21 protein-coding genes are annotated in these 26,848 nt (G+C 73.5%); 11 read left to right on the top strand and 10 right to left on the bottom strand.

Features of this window, described 5'->3' with window-relative positions:
* Nucleotides 1–99: 99 nt before the first annotated feature.
* Both ABT158_RS24555 and ABT158_RS24560 read right to left on the bottom strand, forming a co-directional pair.
* Entirely contained in the window at nt 100–402 is a 303-nt protein-coding gene (locus ABT158_RS24555; protein ID WP_352357029.1) for a hypothetical protein, read from the bottom strand.
* A 114-nt stretch (nt 403–516) separates the two neighbouring features.
* Nucleotides 517–1,407, bottom strand: coding sequence for a LysR substrate-binding domain-containing protein (locus ABT158_RS24560; RefSeq protein WP_352357031.1), 891 nt, complete (start codon nt 1,405–1,407; stop codon nt 517–519).
* A 70-nt stretch (nt 1,408–1,477) separates the two neighbouring features.
* On the opposite strand from ABT158_RS24560, the gene ABT158_RS24565 reads away from it, so the two are divergent.
* The 4 genes from ABT158_RS24565 (at nt 1,478) to ABT158_RS24580 (ending at nt 6,741) form a co-directional block, all read left to right on the top strand.
* The gene (locus ABT158_RS24565; protein WP_352357033.1) at nt 1,478–2,587 is read left to right on the top strand and encodes a YeiH family protein; all 1,110 of its coding nucleotides are present in this window, start codon (nt 1,478–1,480) and stop codon (nt 2,585–2,587) included.
* 120 nt (nt 2,588–2,707) lie between these two features.
* Entirely contained in the window at nt 2,708–3,640 is a 933-nt protein-coding gene (locus ABT158_RS24570) for a pseudouridine-5'-phosphate glycosidase (RefSeq protein WP_352357035.1), read from the top strand.
* Nucleotides 3,633–4,562 (top strand): carbohydrate kinase family protein, encoded by a 930-nt coding sequence (locus ABT158_RS24575; protein WP_352357037.1) that lies wholly within the window; start codon nt 3,633–3,635, stop codon nt 4,560–4,562. The genes ABT158_RS24570 and ABT158_RS24575 overlap by 8 nt, the downstream gene beginning before the upstream one ends.
* A gap of 82 nt (nt 4,563–4,644) precedes the next feature.
* Entirely contained in the window at nt 4,645–6,741 is a 2,097-nt protein-coding gene (locus ABT158_RS24580; RefSeq protein ID WP_352357039.1) for a hypothetical protein, read from the top strand.
* 17 nt (nt 6,742–6,758) lie between these two features.
* On the opposite strand, the gene ABT158_RS24585 is transcribed toward ABT158_RS24580, so the two are convergent.
* The 6 genes from ABT158_RS24585 to ABT158_RS24610 all read right to left on the bottom strand — a co-directional run bounded on the left by ABT158_RS24585 (nt 6,759) and on the right by ABT158_RS24610 (nt 15,821).
* Entirely contained in the window at nt 6,759–9,671 is a 2,913-nt protein-coding gene (locus ABT158_RS24585; RefSeq protein WP_352357041.1) for an ATP-binding protein, read from the bottom strand.
* Between the two features lie 58 nt (nt 9,672–9,729).
* The gene (locus tag ABT158_RS24590; protein WP_352320284.1) at nt 9,730–10,164 is read right to left on the bottom strand and encodes a GNAT family N-acetyltransferase; all 435 of its coding nucleotides are present in this window, start codon (nt 10,162–10,164) and stop codon (nt 9,730–9,732) included.
* A gap of 92 nt (nt 10,165–10,256) precedes the next feature.
* Complete coding sequence (locus ABT158_RS24595) at nt 10,257–11,393, bottom strand: acyl-CoA dehydrogenase family protein (RefSeq protein ID WP_352357043.1); 1,137 nt, start codon at nt 11,391–11,393, stop codon at nt 10,257–10,259.
* 2 nt (nt 11,394–11,395) lie between these two features.
* Nucleotides 11,396–12,301, bottom strand: a complete 906-nt coding sequence (locus ABT158_RS24600; RefSeq protein WP_352357045.1) for a hydroxymethylglutaryl-CoA lyase — start codon at nt 12,299–12,301, stop codon at nt 11,396–11,398.
* Nucleotides 12,301–14,250: an acetyl/propionyl/methylcrotonyl-CoA carboxylase subunit alpha gene (locus tag ABT158_RS24605; protein WP_352357047.1), complete on the bottom strand. Its 1,950-nt coding sequence runs from the start codon at nt 14,248–14,250 to the stop codon at nt 12,301–12,303. The genes ABT158_RS24600 and ABT158_RS24605 overlap by 1 nt, the downstream gene beginning before the upstream one ends.
* A 2-nt stretch (nt 14,251–14,252) precedes the next feature.
* On the bottom strand, nt 14,253–15,821 hold the full coding sequence (locus ABT158_RS24610; RefSeq protein ID WP_352357049.1) for a carboxyl transferase domain-containing protein: 1,569 nt from the start codon (nt 15,819–15,821) through the stop codon (nt 14,253–14,255).
* 109 nt (nt 15,822–15,930) lie between these two features.
* On the opposite strand from ABT158_RS24610, the gene ABT158_RS24615 reads away from it, so the two are divergent.
* Nucleotides 15,931–16,482: a TetR/AcrR family transcriptional regulator gene (locus tag ABT158_RS24615; protein WP_352357200.1), complete on the top strand. Its 552-nt coding sequence runs from the start codon at nt 15,931–15,933 to the stop codon at nt 16,480–16,482.
* A gap of 231 nt (nt 16,483–16,713) precedes the next feature.
* Nucleotides 16,714–18,849: a thiamine pyrophosphate-dependent enzyme gene (locus tag ABT158_RS24620; protein WP_352357050.1), complete on the top strand. Its 2,136-nt coding sequence runs from the start codon at nt 16,714–16,716 to the stop codon at nt 18,847–18,849.
* On the opposite strand, the gene ABT158_RS24625 is transcribed toward ABT158_RS24620, so the two are convergent.
* Together ABT158_RS24625 and ABT158_RS24630 are read right to left on the bottom strand one after the other, a co-directional pair.
* Nucleotides 18,838–20,430: a serine/threonine-protein kinase gene (locus ABT158_RS24625; protein WP_352357052.1), complete on the bottom strand. Its 1,593-nt coding sequence runs from the start codon at nt 20,428–20,430 to the stop codon at nt 18,838–18,840. The two genes, ABT158_RS24620 and ABT158_RS24625, sit on opposite strands and share 12 nt — an antisense overlap.
* 46 nt (nt 20,431–20,476) lie before the next feature.
* On the bottom strand, nt 20,477–21,181 hold the full coding sequence (locus ABT158_RS24630; protein ID WP_352357054.1) for a M50 family metallopeptidase: 705 nt from the start codon (nt 21,179–21,181) through the stop codon (nt 20,477–20,479).
* A gap of 34 nt (nt 21,182–21,215) precedes the next feature.
* On the opposite strand from ABT158_RS24630, the gene ABT158_RS24635 reads away from it, so the two are divergent.
* From ABT158_RS24635 to ABT158_RS24655, 5 genes are all read left to right on the top strand, one after another.
* On the top strand, nt 21,216–22,103 hold the full coding sequence (locus ABT158_RS24635; RefSeq protein ID WP_352357056.1) for an amidohydrolase family protein: 888 nt from the start codon (nt 21,216–21,218) through the stop codon (nt 22,101–22,103).
* 4 nt (nt 22,104–22,107) lie between these two features.
* Nucleotides 22,108–22,584, top strand: a complete 477-nt coding sequence (locus ABT158_RS24640; RefSeq protein ID WP_352357058.1) for a nuclear transport factor 2 family protein — start codon at nt 22,108–22,110, stop codon at nt 22,582–22,584.
* 28 nt (nt 22,585–22,612) lie between these two features.
* Nucleotides 22,613–23,731, top strand: coding sequence for a magnesium/cobalt transporter CorA (corA, locus tag ABT158_RS24645; protein WP_352357060.1), 1,119 nt, complete (start codon nt 22,613–22,615; stop codon nt 23,729–23,731).
* 133 nt (nt 23,732–23,864) lie between these two features.
* Nucleotides 23,865–24,470, top strand: a complete 606-nt coding sequence (locus tag ABT158_RS24650; RefSeq protein ID WP_352357062.1) for a TetR/AcrR family transcriptional regulator — start codon at nt 23,865–23,867, stop codon at nt 24,468–24,470.
* An 11-nt stretch (nt 24,471–24,481) separates the two neighbouring features.
* Nucleotides 24,482–26,707, top strand: a complete 2,226-nt coding sequence (locus ABT158_RS24655) for a glycoside hydrolase family 3 C-terminal domain-containing protein (RefSeq protein WP_352357064.1) — start codon at nt 24,482–24,484, stop codon at nt 26,705–26,707.
* The last annotated feature ends 141 nt before the right edge of the window (nt 26,708–26,848 follow it).

Consider the following 26,848-nt stretch of genomic DNA (forward strand, 5'->3'; position numbering starts at 1 on the left):
GACCCGACCTGTGCCCTTAGTCAACGGTTTGCGCGGAGATGATGCGGCCACTCGCGGGCGGGCCCGGCCGGGGTCCCCTCCCGGCCGGGCCCGGATCCGTCAGCCCGTCCTGTTCACCCAGACGCGCTTGACCGGCCACGGCGTGAGCCGTACCGAGGAGACCCCGCCGACGGCCGTCCAGCCGCCGGTCAGGACGATCGGCCCGGCGTACGGGTGCGACTGCTCCACCCCGACGGCGTGCTGGCCGGTGCCGGAAGTGCAGCTGCTGTAGGCGTAGCCGCCGCTGACCCAGGCGGTGCAGTCGGTGGGCGCGGCCAGGGCGGGGGACGGCGCCAGGCCCGCCACGGCGAGGCACATCACCGCCGATCCGGCCAGGGCGACGAGGGGACGACGAAGGCTCATGCGGAGTCTCCTGAGGTTCGGGGGGTGAACGCGCTCTTACTTTTAGGAAACTTTCCTAAGGGAAAGCTAGATCGCGTTCCATACGGCGTCAACGGCCCACCTTCGGGGCCGTGCTCACGGACGGCTGGCGATGGCCAGGAGCGTGGCGGCCGGGGCGGTGAGCGAGCGCCCGCGCCGCCACACCGCGCGCAGGTTCCGGACCAGGTTGAGCCCGGCGAGCGGCACCTCGACCAGGCGTCCGGTCGCGATGTCCGCCTCGACCGCGTAACCGCTGAGCACCGCGGGGGCGGCCCCCGCCTGCGCCGCCCCCTTGACCGCCGAGTTCGACCCGAGCTCCAGGCGGGGGCTGGCCCGGTGGAGGCTCTTGAACGCCACGTCCAGGGTCTCCCGGGTACCCGAGCCCGGCTCGCGTACCACCAGCGGCGTGGCGGCCAGCTCGACCCCGCGCAGGGCCGTACGGCGGCGCGCCCAGGGATGGCCGGGGGCCACCACGACGACCAGCCGGTCGGTGCCCACCACCCGGCTGTCCAGCCCCTCCGGCACGGTCGGCCCCTCGACGAACCCCAGCTCCACCTCCTCGCCCAGCACCCTGGCCGCGACGTCGGCGGAGTTGACCACGTCCAGCCCCACCTGGACCTCGGGCTCGCGGTTCTGCAGCTCGCCGAGCCAGCGCGGCACCAGGTACTCGGCCACCGTCATGCTGGCGGCCACCCGCAGGTGGGCCGCCTCGCTGTGCCGCACGGCCTCCACGGCCCGCATCAGCTCCTCGGCCGCGGCCAGCACCTGGGCCGCCCACCCGGCCACCATCCGGCCCTCGGCGGTGAGCGTGGACCCGCGCGGCGTGCGCTCCAGCAGCGGGACGCCGAGACGGCGCTCCAGCATGGCCACCCGCTTGCTGGCCGACGGCTGGGCCATGCCCGCCGCCTTGGCCGCCTGGCCCAGGCTGCCCAGCTCGCCCACGTCGACCAGCAGCTTCAGCGAGTCGAGATCCGGCAGCGCACTCATAGCCACAGGCTATGGCCTCCCAGTCAACGCGTGTCTACCGGCCGGTACGCAGGGCCCGAAGACTGGGATCATGCCTCTCCCCGACCAGCGGATCTCCCCGCTCACCGCGCCCCGGCCGACCCCCGACCCCCGACGCGGCGAGGCGCCGGCCGTCCCCGCGGCGTCGGTGTGGCCGGGCATCGTGCTGGCGGCCGTCGCCGTGGTGGCGGCCATGGTGGCGAACCGGTTCGCCCCGGCGTTCAGCCCGGCGGTGATCGCGGTGCTGTCCGGGGCGGTCCTGGCCAACCTCGCGGCCTGGGCGGCGACGTCCGCGCGGTGGGGCGGGGCGGGGGCCGTCTGGGAGCGGTTCAGGCCGGGGCTGGCGTTCGTGGCCCGGCGGGTGCTGCGGGTGGCGATCGCGCTGCTCGGCCTCCAGATCGCGCTGCCGCAGGTGCTCGCGCTCGGCTGGCAGACGCTGGTGATCGTGGTGACGGCGACCGGCGTGACGTTCGCGGTGACGCCGCTGATCGGCCGCCGCCTGGGCCTGTCGTCCGGCACGTCGCTGCTGGTGGCGACCGGGGTGTCGATCTGCGGGGCGGCGGCGGTCGCGGCCATGCGCGAGAGCGCGGAGGACACCGACGACGACGACGCGGCCGCCGCGCTGAGCGTGGTCGTGCTCTACGGCAGCGCGGCCATCGTGGCCGTCCCGGCGCTGGCGGCGCTGTTCGGGCTGTCGCCGGCCCAGCTCGGCGTCTGGACCGGCGCGGCCGTGCACGAGGTGGCGCAGGTGGCCGCGATCGGCGCGGCGTCGGGCGTCCTGGCCGCCGCGGTGACGGTGAAGCTGGCCCGCGTCGTCCTGCTGGCCCCGCTCGTCGCCCTGACGTCCTTCCGTGCCCGCCGCTCCGCGACCGGTGCGCCCGCGGCCGGCCGGCGGGAGGGGCGCCGGACGCCGGTCATGCCGCTGTTCGTGGCGGCGTTCCTCGTCATGGTGGCGGTACGCAGCACCGGCTGGGTCCCGGACGTCGTCACGCGGGCGGTCCCGCAGGTCACCAACGTGCTCATGGCCGCCGCCCTGTTCGGTCTGGGCACCGGGATCGACGTGCGCAAACTCGTCAAGGGCGGGCGGGCCGTGCTGCTCGGCGCCATCGCCACCGGGCTCATCGCCGCCGTCTCGCTCACCGGGGTCGCCGTGCTGCTGTGAGGCCGCCCGAGTGGACGTCCTGGCCAGGCCACCGTACGCTGCTCTGTTCGGAACAAATTCCGTCAGGCACGCCGTTCTCCCTGAACCGGTCAGGACCACTCAAGGAGCTTGAAACCCGTCATGCGCAGCGCCACCGATCCCCTTCTCCAGCCGTCCGACGAGGTCGCCGAGGCCCTGGCGGGCGGCGCGCCCGTCGTGGCCCTGGAGTCCACGATCATCTCCCACGGCCTGCCGCAGCCGCGCAACCTGGAGGTGGCCCGCGAGCTGGAGGGTGTGGTCCGCGCGGCGGGCGCGGTCCCGGCGACGATCGCCGTCCTCGACGGCGTGGCCAGGATCGGCCTGAACGAGCTGGAGCTGGAGCGCATCGCCACCGAGTCCGGGCTGCGCAAGCTGGGTCAGCGCGACCTGCCGCTGGCCGCCGCGCTGAAGGCGAGCGGGGCGACCACCGTGTCGGCCACGTCGTTCCTGGCCGCCCGCGCCGGCGTGCGGATCTTCGCGACCGGCGGCCTGGGCGGCGTGCACCGCGGCTGGACCGAGGACCAGGACGAGTCCGCCGACCTCGACACCCTGGCCCGCACCCGCATCACGGTCGTCTGCGCGGGCGTGAAGTCGATCCTCGACGTGCCGGCCACGTTGCAGCGGCTGGAGACGCGCGGCGTGACCGTGGCCGGCTACCGCACCGACACCTTCCCCGGCTTCTACCTCAACTCCTCCGGCCAGCCGATCGACTGGCGGATCGAGTCGCCCGAGGACGCCGCCGCCGTCATGCGCGGCCAGGACGCGCTGGCCGGCCCGGAGACCGCGTTCATCGTGGCCAACCCGGTGCCCGAGGACCAGCAGCTCGACCCTGCGCTGCACGACCGCGTGCTGGCCGAGGCGCTGGCCGCCGCCGAGCGCGAGGGCGTCAAGGGGCAGGCGATCACGCCGTTCCTGCTCAGCTACCTCGTCAACGGCACCGGCGGCGCCTCGCTGGAGGCGAACCTGGCCGCCGTGCGCGGGAACACCGCCCTGGCCGCCCGGATCGCCGTGGCGTGGGCGTGGGTCCGTGAGTGACACGGGTCTCCTGGTGATCGGTGACGTCGTCACCGACGTGGTGGCGCTGCACGGCTCCCCGGTGATGGCGGGCACCGACACCGCCGCGGAGATCGTGCTGCGGCCCGGCGGCTCGGGCGCGAACACCGCCGCCTGGGCCGCCCACCTGGGGGCCGACTCGCGGCTGCTGGCCAAGCTCGGCTACGACAGCAGCGAGTGGCACACCACCGAGCTGGTCAGGACCGGCGTCCGGCCGCACGTGCTGGTGGATCAGGAGCACCCCACGGCGGTCGTCATCGCCATGGTGGACAAGACCGGCGAACGGTCCATGCTCACCAACCGCGGCGCGGGCGGCCTGATCTCCGACGCCGACTGGGACCCGTCCCTGCTCGACGGGGTCGGCCGGCTGCACCTGTCGGGGTACACGCTGTTCGCGGCGCCCGGTCTCCGCCTGGCCAGGGCCGCCGTCCGGGACGCCGTGGCCGCCGGGGTGCCGGTCAGCATCGACCCGGCCTCGACGGGCCCGCTGCGGGACTTCGGCGTCGAACGTTTCATGCGGGAGACGTCGGCGGCCGACCTGATCATCCCGAACCTGGACGAGGCGCTGATCCTGACCGGCGTCGCGGCGCCGGAGCGGGCCGCCGTGCTGCTGAGTGAGACGTACGGCACAGCGGTCGTGAAACTGGGCGCCGAGGGCGCGCTGGTGGCGGTGGACGGCAAGGTCACGGCGACGTGCGCGGGTGTGTCCGCCGAGGTCGTGGACTCGACGGGCGCCGGTGACGCCTTCGCGGCGGGGTATCTCACCGCCACCCTCCAGGGGGCGGGCGCCGCGCTCGCGCTGGAGGCGGGTTGCCGGGCCGGTGCGCAATGTGTGGCCCAGGTGGGCGGCCGTCCACGGTACGGTTTTGACCTGAACCGTCTTTACCCTATTCACACTGATTGATAGCTTGCCGCGTAGGCTGCACCATTAGCCACATGCGTACCGGGTTGCCCACGCGGCCCACTGGGGAGGATAAGGTCCGCCGATGGAAGTCGAGTCATCGATCTGCCTGAGCGACCTCGTCCCTGCTCTGCGCTGGAGCCGCCCTCAGCAGGTGGCCGAGGTGCTGGGTGATCCGCGGCTGCCGGCGGGGTGGTGGTCCTCGCTCGCGGTGTCCAGGGCGCTCGGCACGGCGGGTCTCGACTGGGTCTGCGAACGGCTCGCCCGGCTGATCTCCTCCCGCTGGGACCATCTGCCGCTGGTGGACCTGCTTCCCGCGCTCGCCGTCCATCAGGTCGATCCGGCGCTGCCCGGCTGGCCGGAGGCCACCCGTACGGCGATCACCGGGCTCGGCGGCTGGCAGCGGCTGCGCCGCCTGTCGCCCGGCGATCTCGCCACCCCGTCGGCGACGCCCGAGGTGGTGGTCGGCTCGGTCCTGCGCGAGGTGCTCGGGCGCATCCCGGCGCAGCGCGAGGCCGTACCCGCTCAGCAGTCCGGCTCGCCGGACGTCACCCGTCCGCTCGCGCGCGGCGCGACGGGGTCCTTCCCGGCCGTCCCGGTGGCCGAACCCGGGGCGTACGCCGCCCAGCCCGCCAGCGGCCCCCAGCGCCCGCCCGCCGCCTTCACCCCGCACAGCGACGCCTTCCCGGCCCAGCCCCAGGGCGCCCCGCGCCCGGCCCCGGCCGGTGAGGGCGGCCTGCCGCAGCGCCCGGCCGCGGCCCGGCCCGCCGCCCAGCAGCCCGGCTCGTTCCCGCCGCCGCCGGAGAACGCCCAGGGACACCAGACCGGCTCCTTCACCGCCCAGCCGGACGCCACCCGCCAGACCGGCTCGTTCCCTGCCCAACCTTCTCAGACCGGCTCGTTCCCGGCCCAGCCCGAAGGCGGCCGCCAGACCGGTTCGTTCCCCGCCCAGCCGTCCAACGGCCCTCAGACCGGGTCCTTCCCGGCGCAGGGGGGTGCGCGGCTGCCGCAGCGGCCCACCGCCGGGCGTCCGGACGGCGGCCCGCAGGCCGGCGCCGACGGCCCCCCGTACACCGCCCCCGTCCCCGGCGGGACGGCCGCTCCCGGCCCGGTGCCCGCCGACCCCGACCACGCGATGGTCCGCGTCGTGGACGGCCTGTTCCGCGGCCTGGACAAGCTGGAGCTGGCCGTCGCCGTGCACCGGCTGTTCGCCGAGGACCCGGTCAGCCTGCGCACCCTGGCCCACAAGCTGCTGGTGGACCGCGATGTGCTCTCCCAGGCCCAGCGCACCGCCGAGGAACGCGTCCTGCACTGGCTGCGCTCGTCGGAGTCGGCGCCGGTCACCGGCCACATGTTCCGGCTCACCGAATGGCTCGGCGCGGCGGCCACCGAGGAGCAGCTCATCGGCGCCGACCCGGCCCACCCGGCGATGGTCCCGTCGCTGCGCACGCCCCTGTGGCGGGTCCTGGTGACGCTCATGCCCGACCGCCGCCTCCAGGACGGCTGGCTGGTCGTCGGCGACATCCACGGCCTCCAGGCCCGTACGCGGCAGCTCCTGGCCGCCGCCCCGCCGGACACCGACGTCGTGGAGCTGCTCGCCGAGCTGGGCATCCGCGCCCACTCCGCCAAGGCGTGGCTCGACGCCCTGCCCTCGGAGTCGGCCCCCGGCCCCGCGGACGCCTCCCCGCAGCCCGCCCAGCCCCTCCCCCGCCGGACGCCCGGCGCCAACGGCCACCACCACCGGGGCGGCCAGCCCATCCCGACGGCGGGCGCGAACTCGATCGACCCCTCGGCGGCCCTGGCCACGTTGTCGGCGCTGTCCGGCGGCCGGTCCGGCATGCTGCCCGGCAGCCTGGCCGGAACGCCGTCCACGCCGCCTCCGCCGCTGCCGAGCCCGTCGTCGGACCCGCGCCGCTGGCAGCGCATCGAGGTCACCCCGGAACACCTCAGGGGCGGCCCGGTGCCGGTGCCGGAGGGTTACGCGGCCCAGCTCGGCATGCGTCCGGGCACCCTGCTGTCGGTGACCGGTCCGGGCGACAACGCGATCGTGCTGGTCTGGCAGGGCCACCAGCCGGTCTTCGACTCGCTGCAACCGGTGCTCATGCGACTGAACGCCCGCCCCGGCGACCAGGTCTACGTCACGGTGGACGGCTACCGCCTGGAGGCCCAGCTCACCGGCTGACGCTCGCGCCTACGCGGTCACCCGAACAGGCCCAGCCGATGGGCCGTGGCCGCCGCCTCGCCGCGGGTGGCCACGCCCAGCTTGGCCAGGATGTTGGAGACGTGCACGCTGACCGTCTTCACCGAGATGAACAGCGCCGCGGCGATCTCCCGGTTGCTGCGCCCGTTGCTCACCTCGCGCAGCACCTCCAGCTCGCGCGCGGTCAGCCCCAGCGGCGGCCCGTCCGGCTCGTCGGCGCCGCCGACGCGGGCCCGCCGTCCGAGCACGTCGAGCTGTTCGAGCAGCGGCGTGGCGCCCAGCTCCGCGGCCAGCTCCCGCGCCCGCGTCACCATCCCGGCCGCGGCCCGCCGGTCGCCCTCGGCCAGCGCCGCCTGGGCGGCCCCCACCAGGCACTGCGCCTCCGCGTACGGCTGCCGCAACCCCGCCCAGGCCGCCACCGCCGACTCCCACGCCTTGAGCTGGGCCGCCCCGCCGAGCCCCTCCTCCGGCCCGGTCAGCGCCGCGAACGTCAGCCGCTGCGCCTCCTGCAGGTCGCCGTCGACGGCCAGCTCCCGCGCCACCTCCCGCAGCCGCGCCACGACGGCCGCCGCGACCCCCGCGGACGGCGCGCCGCCCTCGCCGAGAGCGGGCCGGGCGAGCTGCGCGAACGTCACCAGCAGCGGCCAGGCGTAACGCGGTGAGGGCAGCAGGTCCTGGCTCTCCAGCCCCCGCGACGCGGCCTCCAGCGCCTCGCCGAGCCGCCCCTGCGCCCGCAGCAGCAGGACCTGCCTGCGCAGCTGCGGCAGCACGGTCTGGTCCCGGTAGGTGCCGCGCGCGAACACGCTGGCGGAGGACGACAGCAGCTTGTCGGCCCGGTCGATCTGCCCCCGCGCGAGCGCGATGTCCACCAGGAACCCCTGGAGACTGGCCCGGTAGGGGGCCGGCGGCGCGAGGTCGAGCGCCTGCTCGACGACCTGGAGCGCCTCGTCCCAGCGGCCCAGCGAGAGCAGCGGCTCGGTCAGGTTGATCGCCAGGAACGTCCCGGACGTGCGCGCCAGGCCGTAGTGCCCGGCCTCCTGCACGCCCTCGCGGGCGACCTGGGCGGCCCGCTCGTGCCGTCCGGCGCCCTCCAGCGCGTCGGACTCGGAGATCGCGCAGCGCATCAGCGCGTTGTAGGCGCCCTGGGCGCGGGCGACCCGGCGCGCCTCGGCGAACTGCCCGAGCTGAGCCTCGATGTCGGAGAAGCGCGAGCGCGCCCAGGCAAGGCTGATGAGCGCGTGGGCCTCGACGTTGGCGTCGCCCATCTGGTGGCCGATCTCCATGGCGAGCTGCGCCGTCGCCAGCTTCTCCGGCCAGTCCTCGGGACGGTGCAGCATGCGCGCCAGCGTCTCCAGGACCTGGCCGCGCAGCTTGCTCGGCGGCTCGGCGGGCACCAGCTCGGCCGCCTGGCGCAGGTCGTCGAGATAACCGGCGCGGCCCAGGTCGTAGCGGGTCAGGCCGCGCTGGCGCAGCAGGGTGGCCGCGGTGGTCGGGTCGGCGTCGAGGTCGACCTCGGCGAGGGCGGCCCCGGCCAGGGCCAGGCTGCGCTCGTACTCGCCGGCGAGGTGGGCGACCGTGGAGGTCTGCCGGAGCACGTCCAGGCGGCCGCAGCCGATGCGCTCGGCGGCGTCGGGCACCTGGTCCCACAGCTCCAGCACCCGCGAGAGCATCCTGAGCTGCTCGTCGTAGGCGGTGGACTTGCGGGCCGCGGCGGCCGCGCGCCAGGCGCTGACCAGCGCCCAGGTGGAGTCGTGGGCGGAGTGCCAGTGGTGGGCCAGCTCGATCGCGCCGCGCGGGGCGGGCAGGATCGACAGGTCGCGTTCGAGTGCCTGCGCGTAACGGGTGTGCAGGCGGGTGTGCTCGCCGGGCAGCAGGTCGTCGTGGAGCGCCTCGCGGATGAGCGCGTGCCGGAAGCCGTAGCCCTCGCCGTCGACCACCAGCACGTTGCCCGCCACGGCGGGGCGCAGCGCCCGCGACAGGGCGGTGTCGTCGAGCCCGGCCACCGCGCTCAGCAGGTCGTGCTCGATGCGCTGGCCGCCCGCGCTGGCCACGCGCAGCAGCTCCTGGGTCTCGTCGGGCAGCCGCTCGACGCTGGCCAGCAGCAGGTCGCGCAGGGACTCGGGCAGCATGTCGCCGCCGTCGGCCTCGCTCAGCAGCGCCTCGACGAACAGCGGGTTGCCCTCGCTGCGGGCGTAGATGAGGTCCATCGCGGCGGCCGACGGCTCGCGCCGCAGGATGCTGGCCGCCTGCGCGACGGCCTCCCTGCGGGTGAGGCGGCGCAGCTCGATCCGGCTCACCCACTCGATGCGGCCCAGCTCGGCCAGCATCGGCCGGAGCGGATGGGTGCGGTGCAGCTCGTCGGTGCGGTAGGTGACGACGATCATCAGCCGGGCCGCCGTGCGCTGGTAGCGGACCAGGAACGACAGCAGGTCACGGGTGGAGCGGTCGGCCCAGTGGGCGTCCTCGACCACCAGCAGCACCGGACGCTCCTCGGCCAGCCGCTCCAGCAGCCCGAGCACCTGCTCGAACAGCCGGGCCCGCGCCTCGGCGCCGTCCTTGTCCGGCTCGCCGAACTCGGGCAGCAGCCGGGCCAGCCCGCGCGTCGTGCCCCCGGGCACCAGCGCCGCCACGCCGTCGCGCCCCAGCTCGCGCACCAGCCCGCGCAGCACGGCCGTGAACGGCGCGAACGGCAGGCCCTCGGTGCCCAGCTCCAGGCAGCCGCCGACGAGCACCCGCGCCTCGCCGGCCCGGTCGGTGAACTCGCTGATCAGGCGGGTCTTGCCGACCCCCGCCTCGCCGCCCACGAGCACGGTGGACGACGCGCCCGCACGTGCTCTGGCCAGGGCGTCGCCCAGAGCGTGCAGCTCGCGGGCGCGCCCGACGAACAGGGGGCTGACGGTGTGAATGCTCACGCCCCAAGGATGCCATCAAACACCGACAAAACGGACCGAAACTCCGGGCCGTCGTCTGTCAGCGCAAAACCTTGCGGAAGAAGGTGGCCGACGCCTCGTAGCCCAGGGCGTGGTAGAACTCCGGCGCCCGCCGGGTGGCCATCGCCACGTACCCGGCCTGACGGGTCCGCGCCCACGCCTCGAACTCCTCCAGCAGCCGGCGGCCGATGCCCTGCCGGCGCGAGCCCGACTGGACCATCGCCTCCTCGACCCAGGCGACCGGCCCGTTGGCGAACAGCGTCAGGTGCACGAACCCCAGCAGGTACCCGTGGACCCGCCCGCCCACCACGGCCGTGAGCAGCAGGGCGTCCTCGTTGCGCAGGAGCTGCGGGAGCGCGGCGTCGAAGGCCGCGCGCTCCGGCCTGAAGGTCAGCCCGAACTCGCGCGCCAACGCGAACACCTCGTCCGCGTCCGCCTTCTCCGCCCTCCTGATGAGAAGATCGTCCGCCGTCATGAGGTACGACACTAGAACCTCTGTGCCCTTTCGTCCATCGTGCCACGGGAGTGTGCCGTGACGTCCGGTACGGCGTCCGACACGGCCCCCGGTCAGAGGTCGCCGAGGCCGAGCTGGCGGGCGATGAGCATGCGCTGCACCTCGCTGGTGCCCTCGCCGATCTCCAGGATCTTGGCGTCGCGGTAGAAGCGGCCGACCGGGAACTCGTTCATGAAGCCGTACCCGCCGAACACCTGGGTGGCGTCGCGGGAGTTGTCCATGGCCGCGTTCGAGGACACCAGCTTGGCGATCGCCGCCTCCTTCTTGAACGGCACCCCGGCCAGCATCTTCTCGGCCGCGTGGTAGTAGGCCAGCCGGGCGGTGTGCGCGCGCACCTCCATGTCGGCGATCTTGAACTGGATGGCCTGGTAGTGGCCGATCGGGTGGCCGAACGCCTTGCGGTCCCTGACGTACTTGAGGCATTCGTCCACGCAGCCCTGGGCCAGGCCCACGCTGAGGGCGGCGATGGCGATGCGGCCCTCGTCGAGGGTCTGCAGGAACTGCGCGTAGCCGCGGCCCCGCTCGCCGAGCAGGTTGGCGGCGGGCACCCGGCAGTCGGAGAAGGACAGCTCGCGGGTGTCGGAGGCGTTCCAGCCGACCTTGGAGTACTTCTTGGAGACGGTGAACCCCGGCGTGCCGCTCGGCACCAGGATCGTGGAGATCTCCCGCTCGCCGGTGAGCGCGGCCACGCCGATCACGCCGGTGATGTCGGTGCCGGAGTTGGTGATGAACGCCTTCGTCCCGTTGATCACCCATTCGCCGCCGTCGAGCACGGCGGTCGTCCGCATGCCGCCCGGCACGTCGGAGCCGCCGCCGGGCTCGGTCAGCCCGAACGCGCCCAGCATCTCGCCGGAGGCCAGCCGGGGGAGCCACTCCTGGCGCTGCTCGTCGGTGCCGAACCGGTAGATCGGCATCGCGCCCAGCGAGACGGCGGCCTCCAGGGTGATCGCCACGCTGGAGTCGGCGCGGGCCAGCTCCTCAAGGGCCAGGCACAGCGCGAAGTAGTCGCCGCCCATGCCGCCGTACTCCTCCGGGAACGGCAGGCCGAACAGCCCCATGTCGGCCATCTTGCGCACGATGTCGTAGGGGAACTCCTCGCGCTCGTAGTAGTCGCCGATCACGGGCGCCACCACGTCACGGGCGAACGCCTCGACGGTCTTGCGCAACTCTTGGTATTCGTCGTTCAGCATGATCAGCCTTTCGCGAGGGCCTGGACGACGCGCGAGGGGCTGGGCCGGCCCAGCCGCTCGGCCAGCCAGGTGCTGGTGGACACGAGTTTGTCCAGGTCGAGCCCGGTCTCGATGCCGAGCCCCGACAACATCCACACGAGGTCCTCGGTGGCCAGGTTGCCGGTGGCGGACTCGGCGTACGGGCAGCCGCCGATGCCGCCGGTGGAGGCGTCGACGGTGGTCACGCCCGCCTGCAGGGCGGCGAGCGTGTTGCCGAGCGCCTGCCCGTAGGTGTCGTGGAAGTGCACGGCCAGGCGCTCGGGGCCGCCGAACGCGCCGATCAGCTCGGTGACGTGGCCCGGCGTGCCGACGCCGATCGTGTCGCCGAGCGACAGCTCGTAGCAGCCGAGCCCGAGCAGCCGCTCGCCGACCGCGACGACCTGCGCGACCGGCGTGGGCCCCTCCCAGGGGTCGCCGAAGCACATCGACACGTACGCGCGCACCCGCAGCCCGTGCTCCAGCGCCCTGGCCACGACCGGCTCGAACATGTCGAACTGGCTCTCCAGCGTGCGGTTGAGGTTCTTGGCGGCGAACGTCTCGGTGGCGCTGGCGAAGATGGCGATCTCGGTGACGCCCAGCTCCAGCGCGCGGTCGAGCCCGCGCTCGTTGGGCACCAGCACCGGGTAGCGCACGCCGGGCCTGCGGTCGAGGCGGCCGAGCAGCTCACCGGCGTCGGCCAGCTGCGGCACCCACTTGGGGTGCACGAAGCTGGTCGCCTCGATCACCTGGTGGCCGGCGTCGGCCAGCCGGTCGATGAACTCGGCCTTCACCTCGACCGGCACGATCGCCGACTCGTTCTGCAGGCCGTCGCGCGGGCCCACCTCGTAGACGGTGACCCGCTCGGGAAGCCCTGGCATGCGGTACGGCATCACGCCTCCTCACCGGTGACCACGGCCAGCACGGCGTCCATGTCGACCGGCCTGCCCGGCTGGACGGGCAGCTCGGCGACCACGCCGTCACAGGGGGCGGTGACCGTGTGCTCCATCTTCATGGCCTCGACGACGACCAGCGGCTGCCCCTCGCTCACCCGGTCGCCGGGCTGCACCTTGACCAGCAGGACGGTGCCGGGCATGGGGCTGCGCACCACGCCGTCGCCCGCCCCCGCGGCCCCGGGCCGGTCGCCCGGGTCGCCGATGAGGTGGCGGGTGAACGCCCACGACTCGCCGTCCTTGCCGAGCCAGAGCGTGTCGCCGTGGCGGGCGGTCAGGTAGCGGGCGGTCCGGCCGCCGAGCGTGACGGCCGCCGCGCCGCCGCCGGTCGTGATCCGGGCGGGCACCGCCTCTCCGTCGAGCAGCACCTCGGCCGACCGGCCGGGCAGGCCGCGGACGGGCACCGCGTGCACGCCGTCGCGCGACTCCAGCCGCCAGGTCGTCCAGGCGGGCGCGCCGACCCGCCAGCCGTCGGTGACCTGCCAGGGGTCGGGGCCCTGCGGCAGCGTGTGGAAGATCAGCGCCGCCGCCGCGGCCACCTCGCGCGGCACGCCGGACTCCGGCAGCAGCCCGGGGAGCACCCGTTCGACCAGGCCGGTGTCCAGCTCGCCCGCCACGACCGCGGGGTGGCGGACGAGCCCGCGCAGGAACGGCACGTTGGTGACCACGCCCAGCACCGCGGTGCGGGCCAGCGCCCGGTCGAGCGCCCTGAGCGCCGCCTCCCGGTCCGGCGCCCAGGCGATCACCTTGGACAGCATGGGGTCGTAGTCGCTGCCGACGACCCCGCCCTCGGCCAGGCCGGAGTCGACCCGCACCCGGCCCGGCCCGTCGTCGCCGGGCTCGCGCAGGGCCAGCACGCGCCCGCCGCTGGGCAGGAAGCCGCGCGCCGGGTCCTCGGCGTAGACGCGCGCCTCGACGGCGTGGCCGTCGAGGCGCACCTGCTCCTGGCCGAACGGCAGCGGCTCGCCGGCCGCGACGCGCAGTTGCAGCTCCACCAGGTCCAGGCCGGTGACCAGCTCGGTGACCGGGTGCTCGACCTGGAGCCGGGTGTTCATCTCCATGAAGTGGTAGGAGCCGGTGGTGCCGTCGACGATGAACTCGACCGTGCCGGCGCCGACGTACCCGACCGAGCGGGCGGCCTCGACGGCCGCGGCGCCCATGTCGGCGCGCATGCCGGGGGTCACGAACGGCGACGGCGCCTCCTCGATGATCTTCTGGTGCCGGCGCTGCAGGCTGCACTCGCGCTCGCCCAGGTGCACGACGTTGCCGTGGGCGTCGGCCATGACCTGGATCTCGATGTGCCGGGGGTTCTCGACGTAGCGCTCGATGAGCAGGGTGCCGTCGCCGAACGCCGCCCGTGCCGTACGGCGGGCCGACTCCAGCGCCTCGGGCAGCTCGGCGGCCGAGCGCACCAGCACCATGCCCTTGCCGCCGCCGCCCGCGGACGGCTTGATCAGCGCCGGGAACTCGGCCCACCGCGCCAGGTCGTCGCCCGGCTCGGCCCCGCCGGGGACGACCGGCACCCCGGCCGCCGACACGGTGGCCTTGGCGCGGATCTTGTCGCCCATGGCGTCGATGGCCTCGGGGGACGGGCCGACGAAGACGAGCCCGGCCTCGGCGCAGCGCCGCGCGAACGCGGCGTTCTCGGCCAGGAAGCCGTAGCCGGGATGCACGGCCTGCGCGCCGGAGGCGAGCGCCGCCTCAACAATCGCCTCGATATCCAGATATTTCGAGACTTCGAGGGCGATGTCTGCTTCGCGGGCGTGCCTGGCGCCCGCGTCCGGCGGCGTGAACACCGCCACCGACTCGATGCCGAGCGCGCGCAGCGTCCGGACGACCCGGACGGCGATCTCGCCCCGGTTGGCGATGAGAACACGGTCGAAGAACATGATCACATCCGGAAGACGCCGTAGCCGGCGGGTTCGAGCGGCGCGTTGGCCGCCGCGGACAGGGCCAGGCCGAGGACGGTACGGGTGTCGAGCGGGTCGATCACGCCGTCGTCCCAGAGCCGGGCGGTGGAGTAGTAGGGGTTGCCCTGGTGCTCGTACTGGGCGCGGATGGCGTCGGGGTCGGCGTTGCCGACCGTGGTCAGCACGTTCGCCGCCTGCTCGCCGCCCATGACGGAGATGCGGGCGTTGGGCCACATCCACAGGAACCTGGGCGAGTACGCCCGTCCGGCCATGGCGTAGTTGCCCGCCCCGAACGAGCCGCCGATCACCACCGTGAACTTGGGCACCCGCGCGCACGACACGGCCGTGACCATCTTGGCGCCGTGCTTGGCGATGCCGCCCGCCTCGTACGCCTTGCCGACCATGAACCCGCTGATGTTCTGCAGGAACACCAGCGGGATGCGGCGCTGGTCGCACAGCTCGATGAAGTGCGCGCCCTTCATCGCCGACTCGCTGAACAGGATGCCGTTGTTGGCCACGATGCCCACCGGGTGGCCGTGCAGGTGGGCGAAGCCGGTGACGAGGGTGGAGCCGTACTCGGCCTTGAACTCCAGGAAGCGCGAGCCGTCCACCAGGCGGGCGATGACCTCGCGCACGTCGTAGGGCTGGCGGGTGTCGGCCGGGACGAGGCCGTAGAGGTCGCGCGGGTCGTGCCGCGGCTCCTCGGGCGCGACCGTGTCCCAGGGACGGGGCGCCCGGGGGGCCAGCGTCGAGACGATGTCGCGGACGATGGCCAGGGCGTGGGCGTCGTCCTCGGCCAGGTGGTCGGTGACGCCGCTGACCCGGGAGTGCAGGTCGCCGCCGCCCAGCTCCTCGGCCGTGACCTCCTCGCCGGTGGCCGCCTTCACCAGGGGCGGACCGCCCAGGAAGATCGTGCCCTGGCCGCGGACGATGACCGCCTCGTCGCTCATGGCCGGCACGTACGCGCCGCCGGCGGTGCACGAGCCGAGCACGGCGGCGATCTGCGGGATGCCGCGGGCCGACATGGTGGCCTGGTTGTAGAAGATGCGCCCGAAGTGCTCCCGGTCGGGGAAGACCTCGTCCTGCTTGGGCAGGAACGCGCCGCCGGAGTCGACCAGGTAGACGCAGGGCAGGTGGTTGTGCAGGGCCACCTCCTGCGCGCGCAGGTGCTTCTTGACGGTCATCGGGTAGTACGTGCCGCCCTTGACGGTGGCGTCGTTGGCCACGACCACGCACTCGCGCCCGGCCACCCTGCCGACGCCGGTGATGATCCCGGCGGCGGGCGCCTGGTCGTCGTAGAGGCCGCCGGCCGCCAGCGGCGACAGCTCCAGGAAGCGGGAACCGGGGTCGAGCAGCCCGTCGACGCGGTCGCGCGGCAGCAGCTTGCCCCGCTCGACGTGGCGCTGCCGCGACCGCTCGGGGCCGCCGAGCGCCGCCGCGGCCAGCCGTTCGAGCAGCTCGGCGGCCAGCCGCTCGTTGAGCTCGGCGTTGCGTTTGTACGCCTCGCTCCCGGGCTCCACGGCCGACTTCAGCACCGGCCAGTCGCTCATGAGTCCCCTCTCGTCATGGCCGAGATGTTAGTCATCATTAACGTAATCGTCTAGCATGTGAGACGTGACCACTGCCTCCACACCTACCCGCGAGCGCGGCAGAAGGCGCATGGAGATCCTCGCGGCGGCCGCCCGGCTGTTCGCCGCCCGCGGTTTCCACGGGGTCTCCATCGAGGACATCGGGGGCGCGGTCGGCGTCTCGGGTCCCGCGCTCTACCGGCACTTCAGTGGCAAGGAGGCGCTGCTCGCCGAGATGCTGCTCGACGTCAGCTCGCGGCTGCGGGAGTCGGCGGTGGCGGTGGCGACCTCCTCGGACGGCCCGGCCGAGACGCTCGACGCGCTGCTCAACGTGCAGATCACGTTCGCGCTCGACCAGCCGGCGCTGATCACCGTGCACGACCGCGAGCTGGGCAACGTGCCCGATCCCGAGCGGCGCAGGATCAGGCGGCTGCAGCGCCTCTACGTCGAGGAGTGGGTGACCGTGCTGGCCGAGCTGCACCCGGCGTGCCCGCCGGCCCGGCTGCGCGCGGCCACGCACGCGGTCTTCGGCCTGCTCAACTCGACGCCCCACAGCGCGGGCGAGCTGCCCCCGCACGACATGCGCCCCCTGCTGCACACGATGGCCCGCGCCGCGATCGAGGCCAGCGTTAGCAATCACTAACTGACCGTCGGCCCATCACGCCGTACGAAAACCCCCGAAACACCGTAGATCTCTGCAAACGGTCATGGATCAGGGTTAAACGGACCGGACCACAATCTGTCATGCACTCCGGCAGACGGCGGCGGCGATGACGGACATAATCAGGGTGTGGCGCGCGACACTGTTGAGACACATTTCATCCAATCCGTTGAGGCGCTGAAGCCAGGCCCCGCCCGAGATCCCGGCGGCCCGGTGCGCGAGGGCACGTCGCTCACCGGCGACCGGTGCCGGACCCTGTTCCAGCGCCAGCTCGACAGCCGCCTGCTCGACATCGCCGCCCGCTGGCTCCGCGAGCAGAACGAGGGCTTCTACACGATCGGGTCGGCCGGCCACGAGGGCAACGCGGCGGTCGCCGCCGCGGCCAGGGCGAGCGACCCGGCGCTGCTCCACTACCGCTCCGGCGCCTTCTACCTGACCAGGTCCGAGCAGGCCGGCCGGCTGCCCGAGCAGGGCCTTCGCGACGTGCTGATGGGCCTCACCGCGGCGGCCGACGAGCCGATCGCGGGCGGCCGGCACAAGGTCTTCGGCCACCCCCACCTGGCCGTCATCCCGCAGACCTCGACGATCGCCAGCCATCTGCCGCGCGCCGTGGGCGTGGCCTTCGCCATCGAACGCGCCACCGCGCTCGGCGACCGGTCGGCCTGGCCGCCCGACGCCATCGCCGTGTGCAGCTTCGGCGACGCCTCGATCAACCACGCCAGCGCCCTGACCGGGCTCAACACCGCCTCCTACGCCACCTTCCAGGGGCAGCCGCTGCCCATCCTGTTCGTGTGCGAGGACAACGGCATCGGCATCAGCGTCCGCACCCCCAAGGGCTGGGTGGAGGCGGCGGCGCGGCGGCCGGGCATCGCCTACTTCGCCGCCGACGGCTGCGACCTGGCCGACGCCTACGACGCCGCCACGCTCGCCGTCCAGCACGTCCGCGCCAACCGCTCCCCCGCGTTCCTGCACCTGTCCACCGTGCGGCTGATGGGGCACGCCGGGTCCGACGTCGAGTCGGCCTACCGCACCCAGCGGGAGCTGCGGGCCGACATGGAGCGCGACCCGCTCGTCCGCACCGCGCGGCTGCTGGTGGAGGCCGGCCTGGAGACGCCGGAGGACCTGCTCAAGGCGTACGAGTCGGCGCGCGAGCACATCCTGCGCATCGCCCTGGAGACCACCCGCGCCCCGCGGCTCGGCTCGGCCGCGGAGGTCATGGAGCCGATCGCGCCGCGCCGTCCCGACCTGATCGCCAACATCAGCCCGACCGCGGCCGAGGGCCCGATCAGGGAGAAGGCGTTCGCCGGCACGCTGCCCGAGACGGAGAAGCCGCTGACGTTGTCGCAGACCATCAACCGCACGCTCGCCGACGCCCTGGTGGTCTACCCCGAGATGACGGTCTTCGGCGAGGACGTCGCCAGGAAGGGCGGCGTCTACGGCGTCACCCGGGGGCTGCAGAAGCGGTTCGGCGGCTCGCGGGTGTTCGACACGCTCCTCGACGAGCAGGCCATCCTCGGCCTCGCGCTCGGCTCGGCGGTGTCCAACCAGCTCCCGGTGCCGGAGATCCAATACCTGGCCTACCTGCACAACGCGCTCGACCAGATCCGCGGCGAGGGCGCCACCCTGTCGTTCTTCTCGCGCGGCGCCTACACCAACGGCATGGTCGTCCGCGTCGCCGGCTACGCCTACCAGAAGGGCTTCGGCGGCCACTTCCACAACGACAACGCGGTGGCCGCGCTGCGCGACATCCCGGGCCTGGTCCTCGCCTCGCCCGCGCGTCCCGACGACGCCGCCGCCATGTTGCGCACCTGCCTGGCCGCCGCCCGTACGGCCGGGTCGGTCTGCGTGTTCCTGGAGCCGATCGCGCTCTACCACACGCGTGACCTGTTCGAGGAGGGCGACGGCGGCTGGCTGGCGCCGTACACGCCGCCGGGGCGCTGGCGCGAGACGCACGTGCCCGTCGGCCGGGCCCGCTCGTACGGCGAGGGCCGTGACCTGACGATCGTGACGTTCGGCAACGGGCTGCGGATGAGCCTGCGCGCCGCGGTCCGGCTCACCCAGGAGGGCTACGGCTGCCGCGTCCTCGACCTGCGCTGGCTGGCCCCCCTGCCGGTGGACGACCTGCTGCGGGCGGCCGAGCTGACCGGCAAGGTGCTGATCGCCGACGAGACCCGCCACTCCGGCGGCGTGTCCGAGGGCGTGACGACCGAGCTGATCGACGCCGGGTTCACGGGGCAGGTGGCCCGGGTGACCTCGGCCGACAGCTTCATCCCGCTGGGCGACGCGGCCAACCACGTGCTGCTGTCGGAGGAGGAGATCGAGCAGGCGGCGCGCAAGCTACTGGGCTGAGCGCGCCCCTCTGACGCAGGCCGGCTTCGACCAGGCGACCGTGGTGTCCGCCGAGATGCGCAGCGGCACGCCCACCAGGAAGCAGTAGCCGGTGTCCGGGTCGAGCCCGGCGACGCGGCCGCTGGTGGCGCCCGTGCCGAGGGCGACGACGGTCACGTCGCCCCCGCCCGCCCGCGAACGTTGCAGGACGACCGGGTAGCGGCGGGCGTCGGCCGGGAGCGCCCAGCTCAGCTCCACCAGGGCGCCGCGGTCGGCGGTGACCTTGAGCCTGCGGGGGGCGAGCGCGGCGACGTCCCGCTTGCTGATCGGCGGCGGGGTGGTGGCGGCGGTCGCCGCGGGGGTCGCGGCCTCGGGACGGCGCTCGGCGGGCCCCGGACCCGCGGGCGGGCGCAGCGACAGGTAGACGGCCAGGCCGGTGCCGCCGATCGCCACGGCCGCGACCGAGCCCCCGATCAGCAGACGCCTCCCGAGGCCCCCGGCCCCGGTGGGCGGCGTCGTGACGGCCTCCCGCCGGGCGCCGCCCACGCCCCCTGCCGTGGGAGCATCCCGCCTTGCGCTGCTCGCGTTTTCCGCCGGGCCGGGCTGATGCGGGGCGGGGGCGTGCGGGTGGGGGTGGGGGAGCCGGCTGCCGGTGGCGGGGAGGGAGGAGTCGCCGGGGTGCGGCGGGGGCTGCGGGCCGCCGCGCGGGCGGCGCGGGACGGTGGACGTCGCCGGCCCCGGCCCCGGATCCTGGCCCACCAGGTCGGTCACCGACAGCCCCAGCTCGGCCTGCACCTCCTGCAACCGCCGCGCCAGCTCCCTGGCCGAGCCGGGCCGCCGCTCGGGCTGCTTGGACATCGCATGCAGGATCGTCCCGAACACCACCGGCGGCACGTCCGGCCGGTTGATCGGCGGCGGGTCGAGGCTCAGCACCCGGTACATCAGCGGCGCGATCGACGGGTCGGCCGGGTTGTGGAAGGCGGGCTGCCCGGCCAGCAGGTGGTAGAGCGTCGAGCCCAGGGAGTAGATGTCGCCGGAGGCCGAGTGCGGCTGCCCGGTGAGCACCTCCGGGGCGGCGTGCAGCGGGGTGAACGCCTGGGAGGTGGCCGAGATCTCCGCCGAGTCCACCACCCTGGCCACGCCGAAGTCGGCGATCGCGGGCTCGCCGTAGCGGGAGATGAGGATGTTCTGCGGCTTGATGTCGCCGTGCAGCACCCCGGCCTCGTGCACGGCGGCCAGCGCGCCGGCCAGCTTGACGCCCGCGCGCAGCACGTCGGGCACCCCGAGCGGCCCCTCCTTGCGGACCTTGTCGCGCAGCGAGCCGTTCTCGAAGAAGTCCATCGCGATGTACGGCTTGCCCGAGCGCGTCACGCCGGTGTCGAAGACGGTCACGACGTTGGGATGGCCGGTCAGGCGGCCGGTGAGCCGGAGCTCGCGCTGGAAGCGGCGCATGGTGCGCTGGTCGACCCGGTCGACCGACAGGACCTTCAGCGCCACGACCCGGTCGAGGCGCTCCTGGTAGGCGCGGTAGACGACGGCGAAACCGCCCTGGCCCGCCTGATCGAGCACCCGGTAGCCGGGCGCGTCCTCGGCTGGCAACACGGCACTCCCCCCTGTTGCCGGTGAGTTTAATGTGAAATTTCGGCTTTCAGGGGGTCAACGGGTTCATCAGGTACGCGCCGAACACCACCGACGCAGCGGCCACGACCAGGAAGAAGAAGACGTAGAAGCCGCCGGGCAGGAACGTCAGCCGGGCGAGCTGGTCGGCGTCGGAGTCTCTGGCCTGCCGCCTGCGCCGCTTGCGCTGCAGCTCGACGATCGGCCGGACGCCGCCGAACAGCAGGAACCACGTCGCCACCATGGCCACGATCTGCTGGACCTGGGCGGGGGCGTACATGGACAGGGCGAACACCGCGCCGCCGGTGACCAGCAGGATCAGCGCGCCGTAGAGGTTGCGGATCAGCAGCAGCATGCACACCAGGAAGAGCAGCACGCTCCAGATCAGCAGTGTGATGCGGCCCTGCTCAGTGAGCCAGGCGGCGGCCAGCCCCAGCAACGAGGGGGCCAGGTAGCCGGCGAGCGCGGTCAGCACCATGCCGGGGCCGTTGGGGCGCCCCCTGGTCAGCGTGACGCCGGAGGTGTCGGAGTGGAGCCGGATGCCTTCCAGCTTGCGCCGGGTGAGCAGCGCCATGACCGCGTGGCCGCCCTCGTGGGCGATCGTGATCAGGCCCCTGGACACCTGCCAGGGTGTGCGGAACGCGACGACCGCGAGCGCGGCCAGAGCCGAGACCAGCACGACCCAGGGGTCGGGGTCAGGCTGAACCTTGATCAGGTGGGCCCAGAGCATGTCCATCGAGGAGAAACACTAGCCGGGTAAAGTCCCGGTTGTGGCCGCAGAACTACATTCTGACGCGGAGGTTCCGGCGTGGTGGCGCGCCCTCGGGCTGCCGGGCCTGATCGACCTGCACGTGCACTTCCTGCCCGAACGAATGGAACGCCGGGTCTGGCATCACTTCAACCACGGCGGCCCGCTGATGGGCGCCGGCTGGAAGATCGAGTACGAACGCCCGGTCGAGGAGCGGCTGACGAGGCTGCGCGAGATGGGCGTACGGCGTTTCCCCGCGCTGGCGTACGCGCACCGGCCGGACATGGCGCGCGACCTCAACGCCTGGACGCTCGGCTTCGCCCGCCGCAACCCCGACTGCCTGCCGTCGGCGACGTTCTACCCCGAGCCCGGCGTCGCGGACTACGTGCGCGCGGCGCTGGCGGACGGCGTCCAGATCTTCAAGGTGCACCTCCAGGTCGGCGGCTTCGACCCGGCCGCGCCCGAGCTGGACGAGGTCTGGGGGCTGCTGGCGGAGTCGGGCGTGCCCGTGGTCGTGCACGCCAGCTCGGTGCCCGTGCCCGGCGGCCACGTGGGGCCGGGGCCGATCGGCGCGGTGCTGGCCGCCCATCCGCGGCTGCGGGCGGTGATCGCGCACCTGGGCATGCCCGAGTACGAGCCGTTCTTCGAGCTGGCCGTCCGCCATGAGCGGGTCGCCCTGGACACCACCATGGCCTTCACCGACTTCTCCGAGCGCGGCATGCCGTTTCCCAGCCGATTGCGCCCGGTTCTGCGTGATCTCGGGCTTTCTGGGAAGGTGGTGCTCGGCAGCGATTTCCCGACGATCCCGTACCCCTACGCGCACCAGCTCGACGCACTCGCCCGCCTGGACCTCGGCGAGCAGTGGCTGCGGGCGGTGTGCTGGGACAATGGTGCGGCCATGATTCGATAGCAAGGTGAACGATCGGCACGTGGCGCTCATCAGCGCCTTCTACGACGCTCTGGGCCGCGCGGACTTCGCGGCCATGGAGCGCTGCTACCACCCCGAGATCAGTTTCGGCGACCCCATCTTCCAGGAGGTCGAGGGCCGCGACCGGGTGATGGCGATGTGGCGGTTGCAGCTCGGCGTGCGCGACGGGCTGAGATCCGGCTACCGCGACGTCCAGGCCGACGAGTTCAGCGGCTCGGCCCACTGGACGGCCAGCTACACCTTCTCCTCCACCGGCCGCACGGTCGTCAACGAGATCGACGCGCTGTTCAGGTTCGAGGACGACCTCATCGTCCGCCACCACGACGAGTTCGACTTCAGGCGCTGGTCCAGAATGGCTCTCGGCAGGCCGCAGGGGCTGCTGTTCGGCTGGACGCCGATGTGGCGCAAGACCATCAGGGACCGGGCGACCCAGGAGCTCGACAGCCTGGTGTCCTCGCAGTAGTCGGCACGGCAACCGGATCGGAGGGTGCATGGCCAGGGTGAAGGGGTTCAGGCGCAGCGGTGACAACCGCGAGGAGGCGCCGGAGCACTCGATGGACCCGCGGGCCACCGAGGAGCACCCCTACCGGCCCACCGTGATCGACAACGCCGTCTACCAGAACGGCGAGCGGGTCGACAACCCCGGCTCGCTCGCCGACGCCTTCGAACGTCTCAAGCAGATGCCGGACAGCATGGCCTGGATCGGCCTCTACCGTCCGAAGGAGTGGGAGCTGGTCAAGCTCGCCGAGGAGTTCGAGCTGCACGAGCTGGCGCTGGAGGACGCGATCGTCGGCTCCCAGCGGGCCAAGGCCGACCGCTACGGCGACACGCTGTTCGTGGTGCTGCGCGCCGCCCGCTACCTCGACGACGTGGAGGAGGTGGCCTTCGGCGAGCTGCACGTCTTCGTCGGCCCCAACTTCGTGATCACCGTGCGCCACGCCGAGGCCCCCGACCTGCAGGGGGTGCGCAAGCGCATGGAGTCCGACCCCGACCTGCTGCGCCAGGGCCCGCAGGCCGTCCTGTACGCGATCCTCGACGCCGTGGTCGACGGCTACGCGCCGGTGGTGGCCGGGCTGCAGAAGGACATCGAGGAGATCGAGGTCGAGGTCTTCAGCGGCGACCCCTCGGTGTCGCGGCGCGTCTACGAGCTGTCCAGCGAGGTGATCGAGTTCCAGCGGGCCATCGCGCCGCTGGTGGGCATGATCCACGGCTTCATCGCCGGCGCCGCCAAGTACGGCGTCAACGACGAGCTGCAGAGCTACCTGCGCGACGTCGCCGACCACGCGATCACGGTGACCGAGCGCATCTCGGCCTTCCGCCAGATGTTGCAGAACATCCTGGTGGTCAACTCGACGCTGGTGACCCAGGCGCAGAACGCGGAGATGGCCCGCATGACCGAGGCCAGCATCCAGCAGGGCGAGGAGGTCAAGAAGATCTCCGCGTGGGCGGCCATCCTGTTCGCCCCGACGCTGGTCGGCACCATCTATGGGATGAACTTCGACTTCATGCCCGAGACCCACTGGGTGTTCGGCTACCCGTTCGCGATCCTGCTGATGGCGGCGGTGTGCATGGTGCTCTACATGGTCTTCAAGCGCCGCGACTGGCTCTAGGGTCCGCCGCGGACCGCCACGGGCGCGAAAACTGACCACGTGGTAGGTTCTTGGGCGAGCCGGTGGAGGGCCGACCTCGCGGTACCCCGGCACGCATGCGCAGCCCGCGTCCCCCAGCAGAAAGGGCCGGCCGGTGACCGAACCGACGCCACGCCGAGGGCGCAAGGGCGAGCGCACGCGCGCCCGCATCCTCGACTCCGCCACAGAGCTGTTCTCCCGCTCGGGATTCCACGCGGTGTCGCTGCGCGACATCGCCGCGCACGCCGGCCTGACCCACGCGGGGCTGCTGCACCACTTCCCCGGCAAGGAGAGCCTGCTCATCCAGGTGCTCAGCCGCCGCGACGAGGTCGACGGCGAGCTGATGGGCGGCCCCGACGACGGCCTCTCGCCGCAGGAGCTGCTCGACCGCGCGGTCTCGCAGGTCGCCAGGAACATGGGCACGCCCGGCCTGGTCGGGCTGTACGTGAAGATCTCCGGCGAGGCCGCCGATCCCGGCCATCCCGCCCACGACTACTTCGTCCAGCGCTACCGCAGGCTGCGCCGGCAGGCCGCGTGGCTGCTCGGCGCCCTGTTCGAAGGCGCCACGCCGCCGCTCGACCACGATCCCGACGCCGTCGCCCGGCAGCTCATCGCGCTCGTCGACGGCCTGCAGACGCAATGGCTGCTCGACCCGGACCAGGTGGACATGCGTGCCGCCGTCATCACCTTCCTCAAGCAACTAGGACTGCAGCCCAGATAACGAGGTGTTCCATGGCTCTTCCCCCCGACCTCACCACGGCAGAGAAGGCGTCGCTCACGTCCGGGAGCGACACCTGGCACACCACGGCGGTCCGTGACGCGGTGCCCGCGATCACGCTGTCCGACGGGCCGCACGGCGTCCGCCGCCAGCGCGCGGAGGCCGGCGACGCGCTCGGGCTGACCCGCAGCGAGCCCGCCACGTGCTTCCCGCCCGCCGTGGCCCTCGGCTCCTCGTGGGACCCGGCGCTGGCCCGCCGGGTGGGCGCGGCGCTGGCCAAGGAGGCCGCCGCGCTGGGGGTGGACGTCGTGCTCGGCCCGGGGGTGAACATCAAGCGGTCGCCGCTGTGCGGGCGCAACTTCGAGTACTTCTCCGAGGATCCGTACCTGACCGGGGTGATGGGGGCGGCGCTGGTCACCGGCGTCCAGTCGCGCGGCGTCGGGGCCTGCGTCAAGCACTTCGCGGTCAACAACCAGGAGACCGACCGCATGCGGATCAGCGCGGACGTCGACGAGCGCACGCTGCGTGAGATCTACCTGCCCGCCTTCGAGCACATCGTCCGGGAGGCCCGACCGTACGCGATCATGTGCTCCTACAACCGCGTCAACGGCGTTTACGCCTCCCAGCACCGCTGGCTGCTGACCACCCTGCTGCGCGAGGAGTGGGGCTTCGACGGCCTGGTGATGTCGGACTGGGGCGCGGTCAACGACCGGGTGGCGGCCCTCGAAGCGGGCCTGGACCTGGAGATGCCGCCCACCGGCACGGACGGCCTGATCGAGGACGCGGTGCGCTCGGGCCGCCTGCCCGAGTCCGTGCTCGACCTGGCGGCGGGCCGCGTCGCCGGGCTCGCCGAACGCGTCGCCGGCCGCGAGCGGCACGACGGCTGGGACGTCGACGAGCACCACGAGCTGGCCCGCGAGGCCGCCCGCGCCTCCGCCGTGCTGCTGAAGAACGACGGCGTGCTGCCGCTGGCCCCCGGCCTGCGCGTGGCCGTGCTGGGCGAGCTCGCCCGCACCCCGCGCTACCAGGGGCACGGCAGCTCGCACGTGGTGCCCACCCGCCTGGACACCGCGCTCGACGCGCTCGGCCGGGCCGTCGAGGGGCTGCCGTTCGCCGCCGGCTACCGGCTCGACGGCGAGGCCGACGCCGATCTGGCGCGGGAGGCGGTGGAGCGCGCGGCGGCGGCCGAGGTGGCCGTGGTGTTCCTCGGCCTGCCCGAGGCCGCCGAGTCCGAGGGCTTCGACCGCACCTCGATCGATCTGCCCGGCGTCCAGGTCGAGCTGCTGCGGCGGGTGGCCGAGGTGTGCCCGCGGGTGGTCGTCGTGCTGTCCAACGGCGGGGTCGTGTCGGTGGCCGGGTGGCGGCACCTCGCCTCGGCCGTCCTGGAGGGCTGGCTGCTCGGCCAGGCGGGCGGCGCGGCGCTGGCCGACCTGCTGCTCGGCACGCACAGCCCGTCCGGACGGCTCACCGAGACGATCCCGCTGCGCCTCGCCGACGTACCGTCCCACCTGTACTTCCCCGGCTCCGACGGCCACGTCGTGTACGGCGAGGGCCGCTACGTCGGCTACCGGCACCACGACACGCTGGGCACCGAGGTCGCCTACCCCTTCGGCCACGGGCTGACCTACACCCGGTTCGAGTACTCCGACCTGGACGTGCGCGAGACCGGCCCCAACACCTGGGACGCCGCCTTCACCGTCACCAACACCGGCGACCGCCACGGCCAGGAGGTGGCCCAGCTCTACGTCGCCTTCGAGGCCGAACACCCCTCGCGGCCCCGCCACGGGCTGCGCGCCTTCGCCAAGGTCGGCCTGGCCCCCGGGGCGAGCGAGCGCGTACGGCTCGCCCTCGGGCCGCGCGACCTCGCGCGGTGGTCGGTGACGCGCGGCGGCTGGCGGATCGACCCCGGCCCGTTCGCCGTCGAGGTGGGCGCGTCGTCACGGGACATCCGGCTGCGCGCGGAGCTGAGCACGCCCGGCGACGGACATGTGGGCGAGCTGAGCGAGATGTCCACGCTGGGCGAGTGGCTGGCGCACCCGGTGGGCGGCCGGGTGCTGAGGGAACGGCTCCGGCAGGCCCCGGGGCTGCCCGACCTCGACCGGACGGATTCGCCTCTGGTGGGGCTGGCGCTCGGCATCCCGTTGATCAAGTTCCGGACGTTCGGGATCGGGCTGACGGCCGAAGTCGTCGCCGACCTCGTCACCGCCGCTCGGAGCGCCCTTCCGGGAGCTGACCGCTAGGTCGTCCGTCCTGGCGGTCAGCGCGCTTCCGGGAGCTGACCGCCAGGCCGTCCGTCCTGGCGGACCCGCACGAGCTGCCTTCACCCAAGAGGACCCGCCTCCCCGGCCCCCATCCCCCGGCCCCCACCAGCAGCACCGCGC

The sequence above is a fragment of the Nonomuraea sp. NPDC001636 genome, assembly GCF_040298265.1.
Taxonomy (GTDB): domain Bacteria; phylum Actinomycetota; class Actinomycetes; order Streptosporangiales; family Streptosporangiaceae; genus Nonomuraea.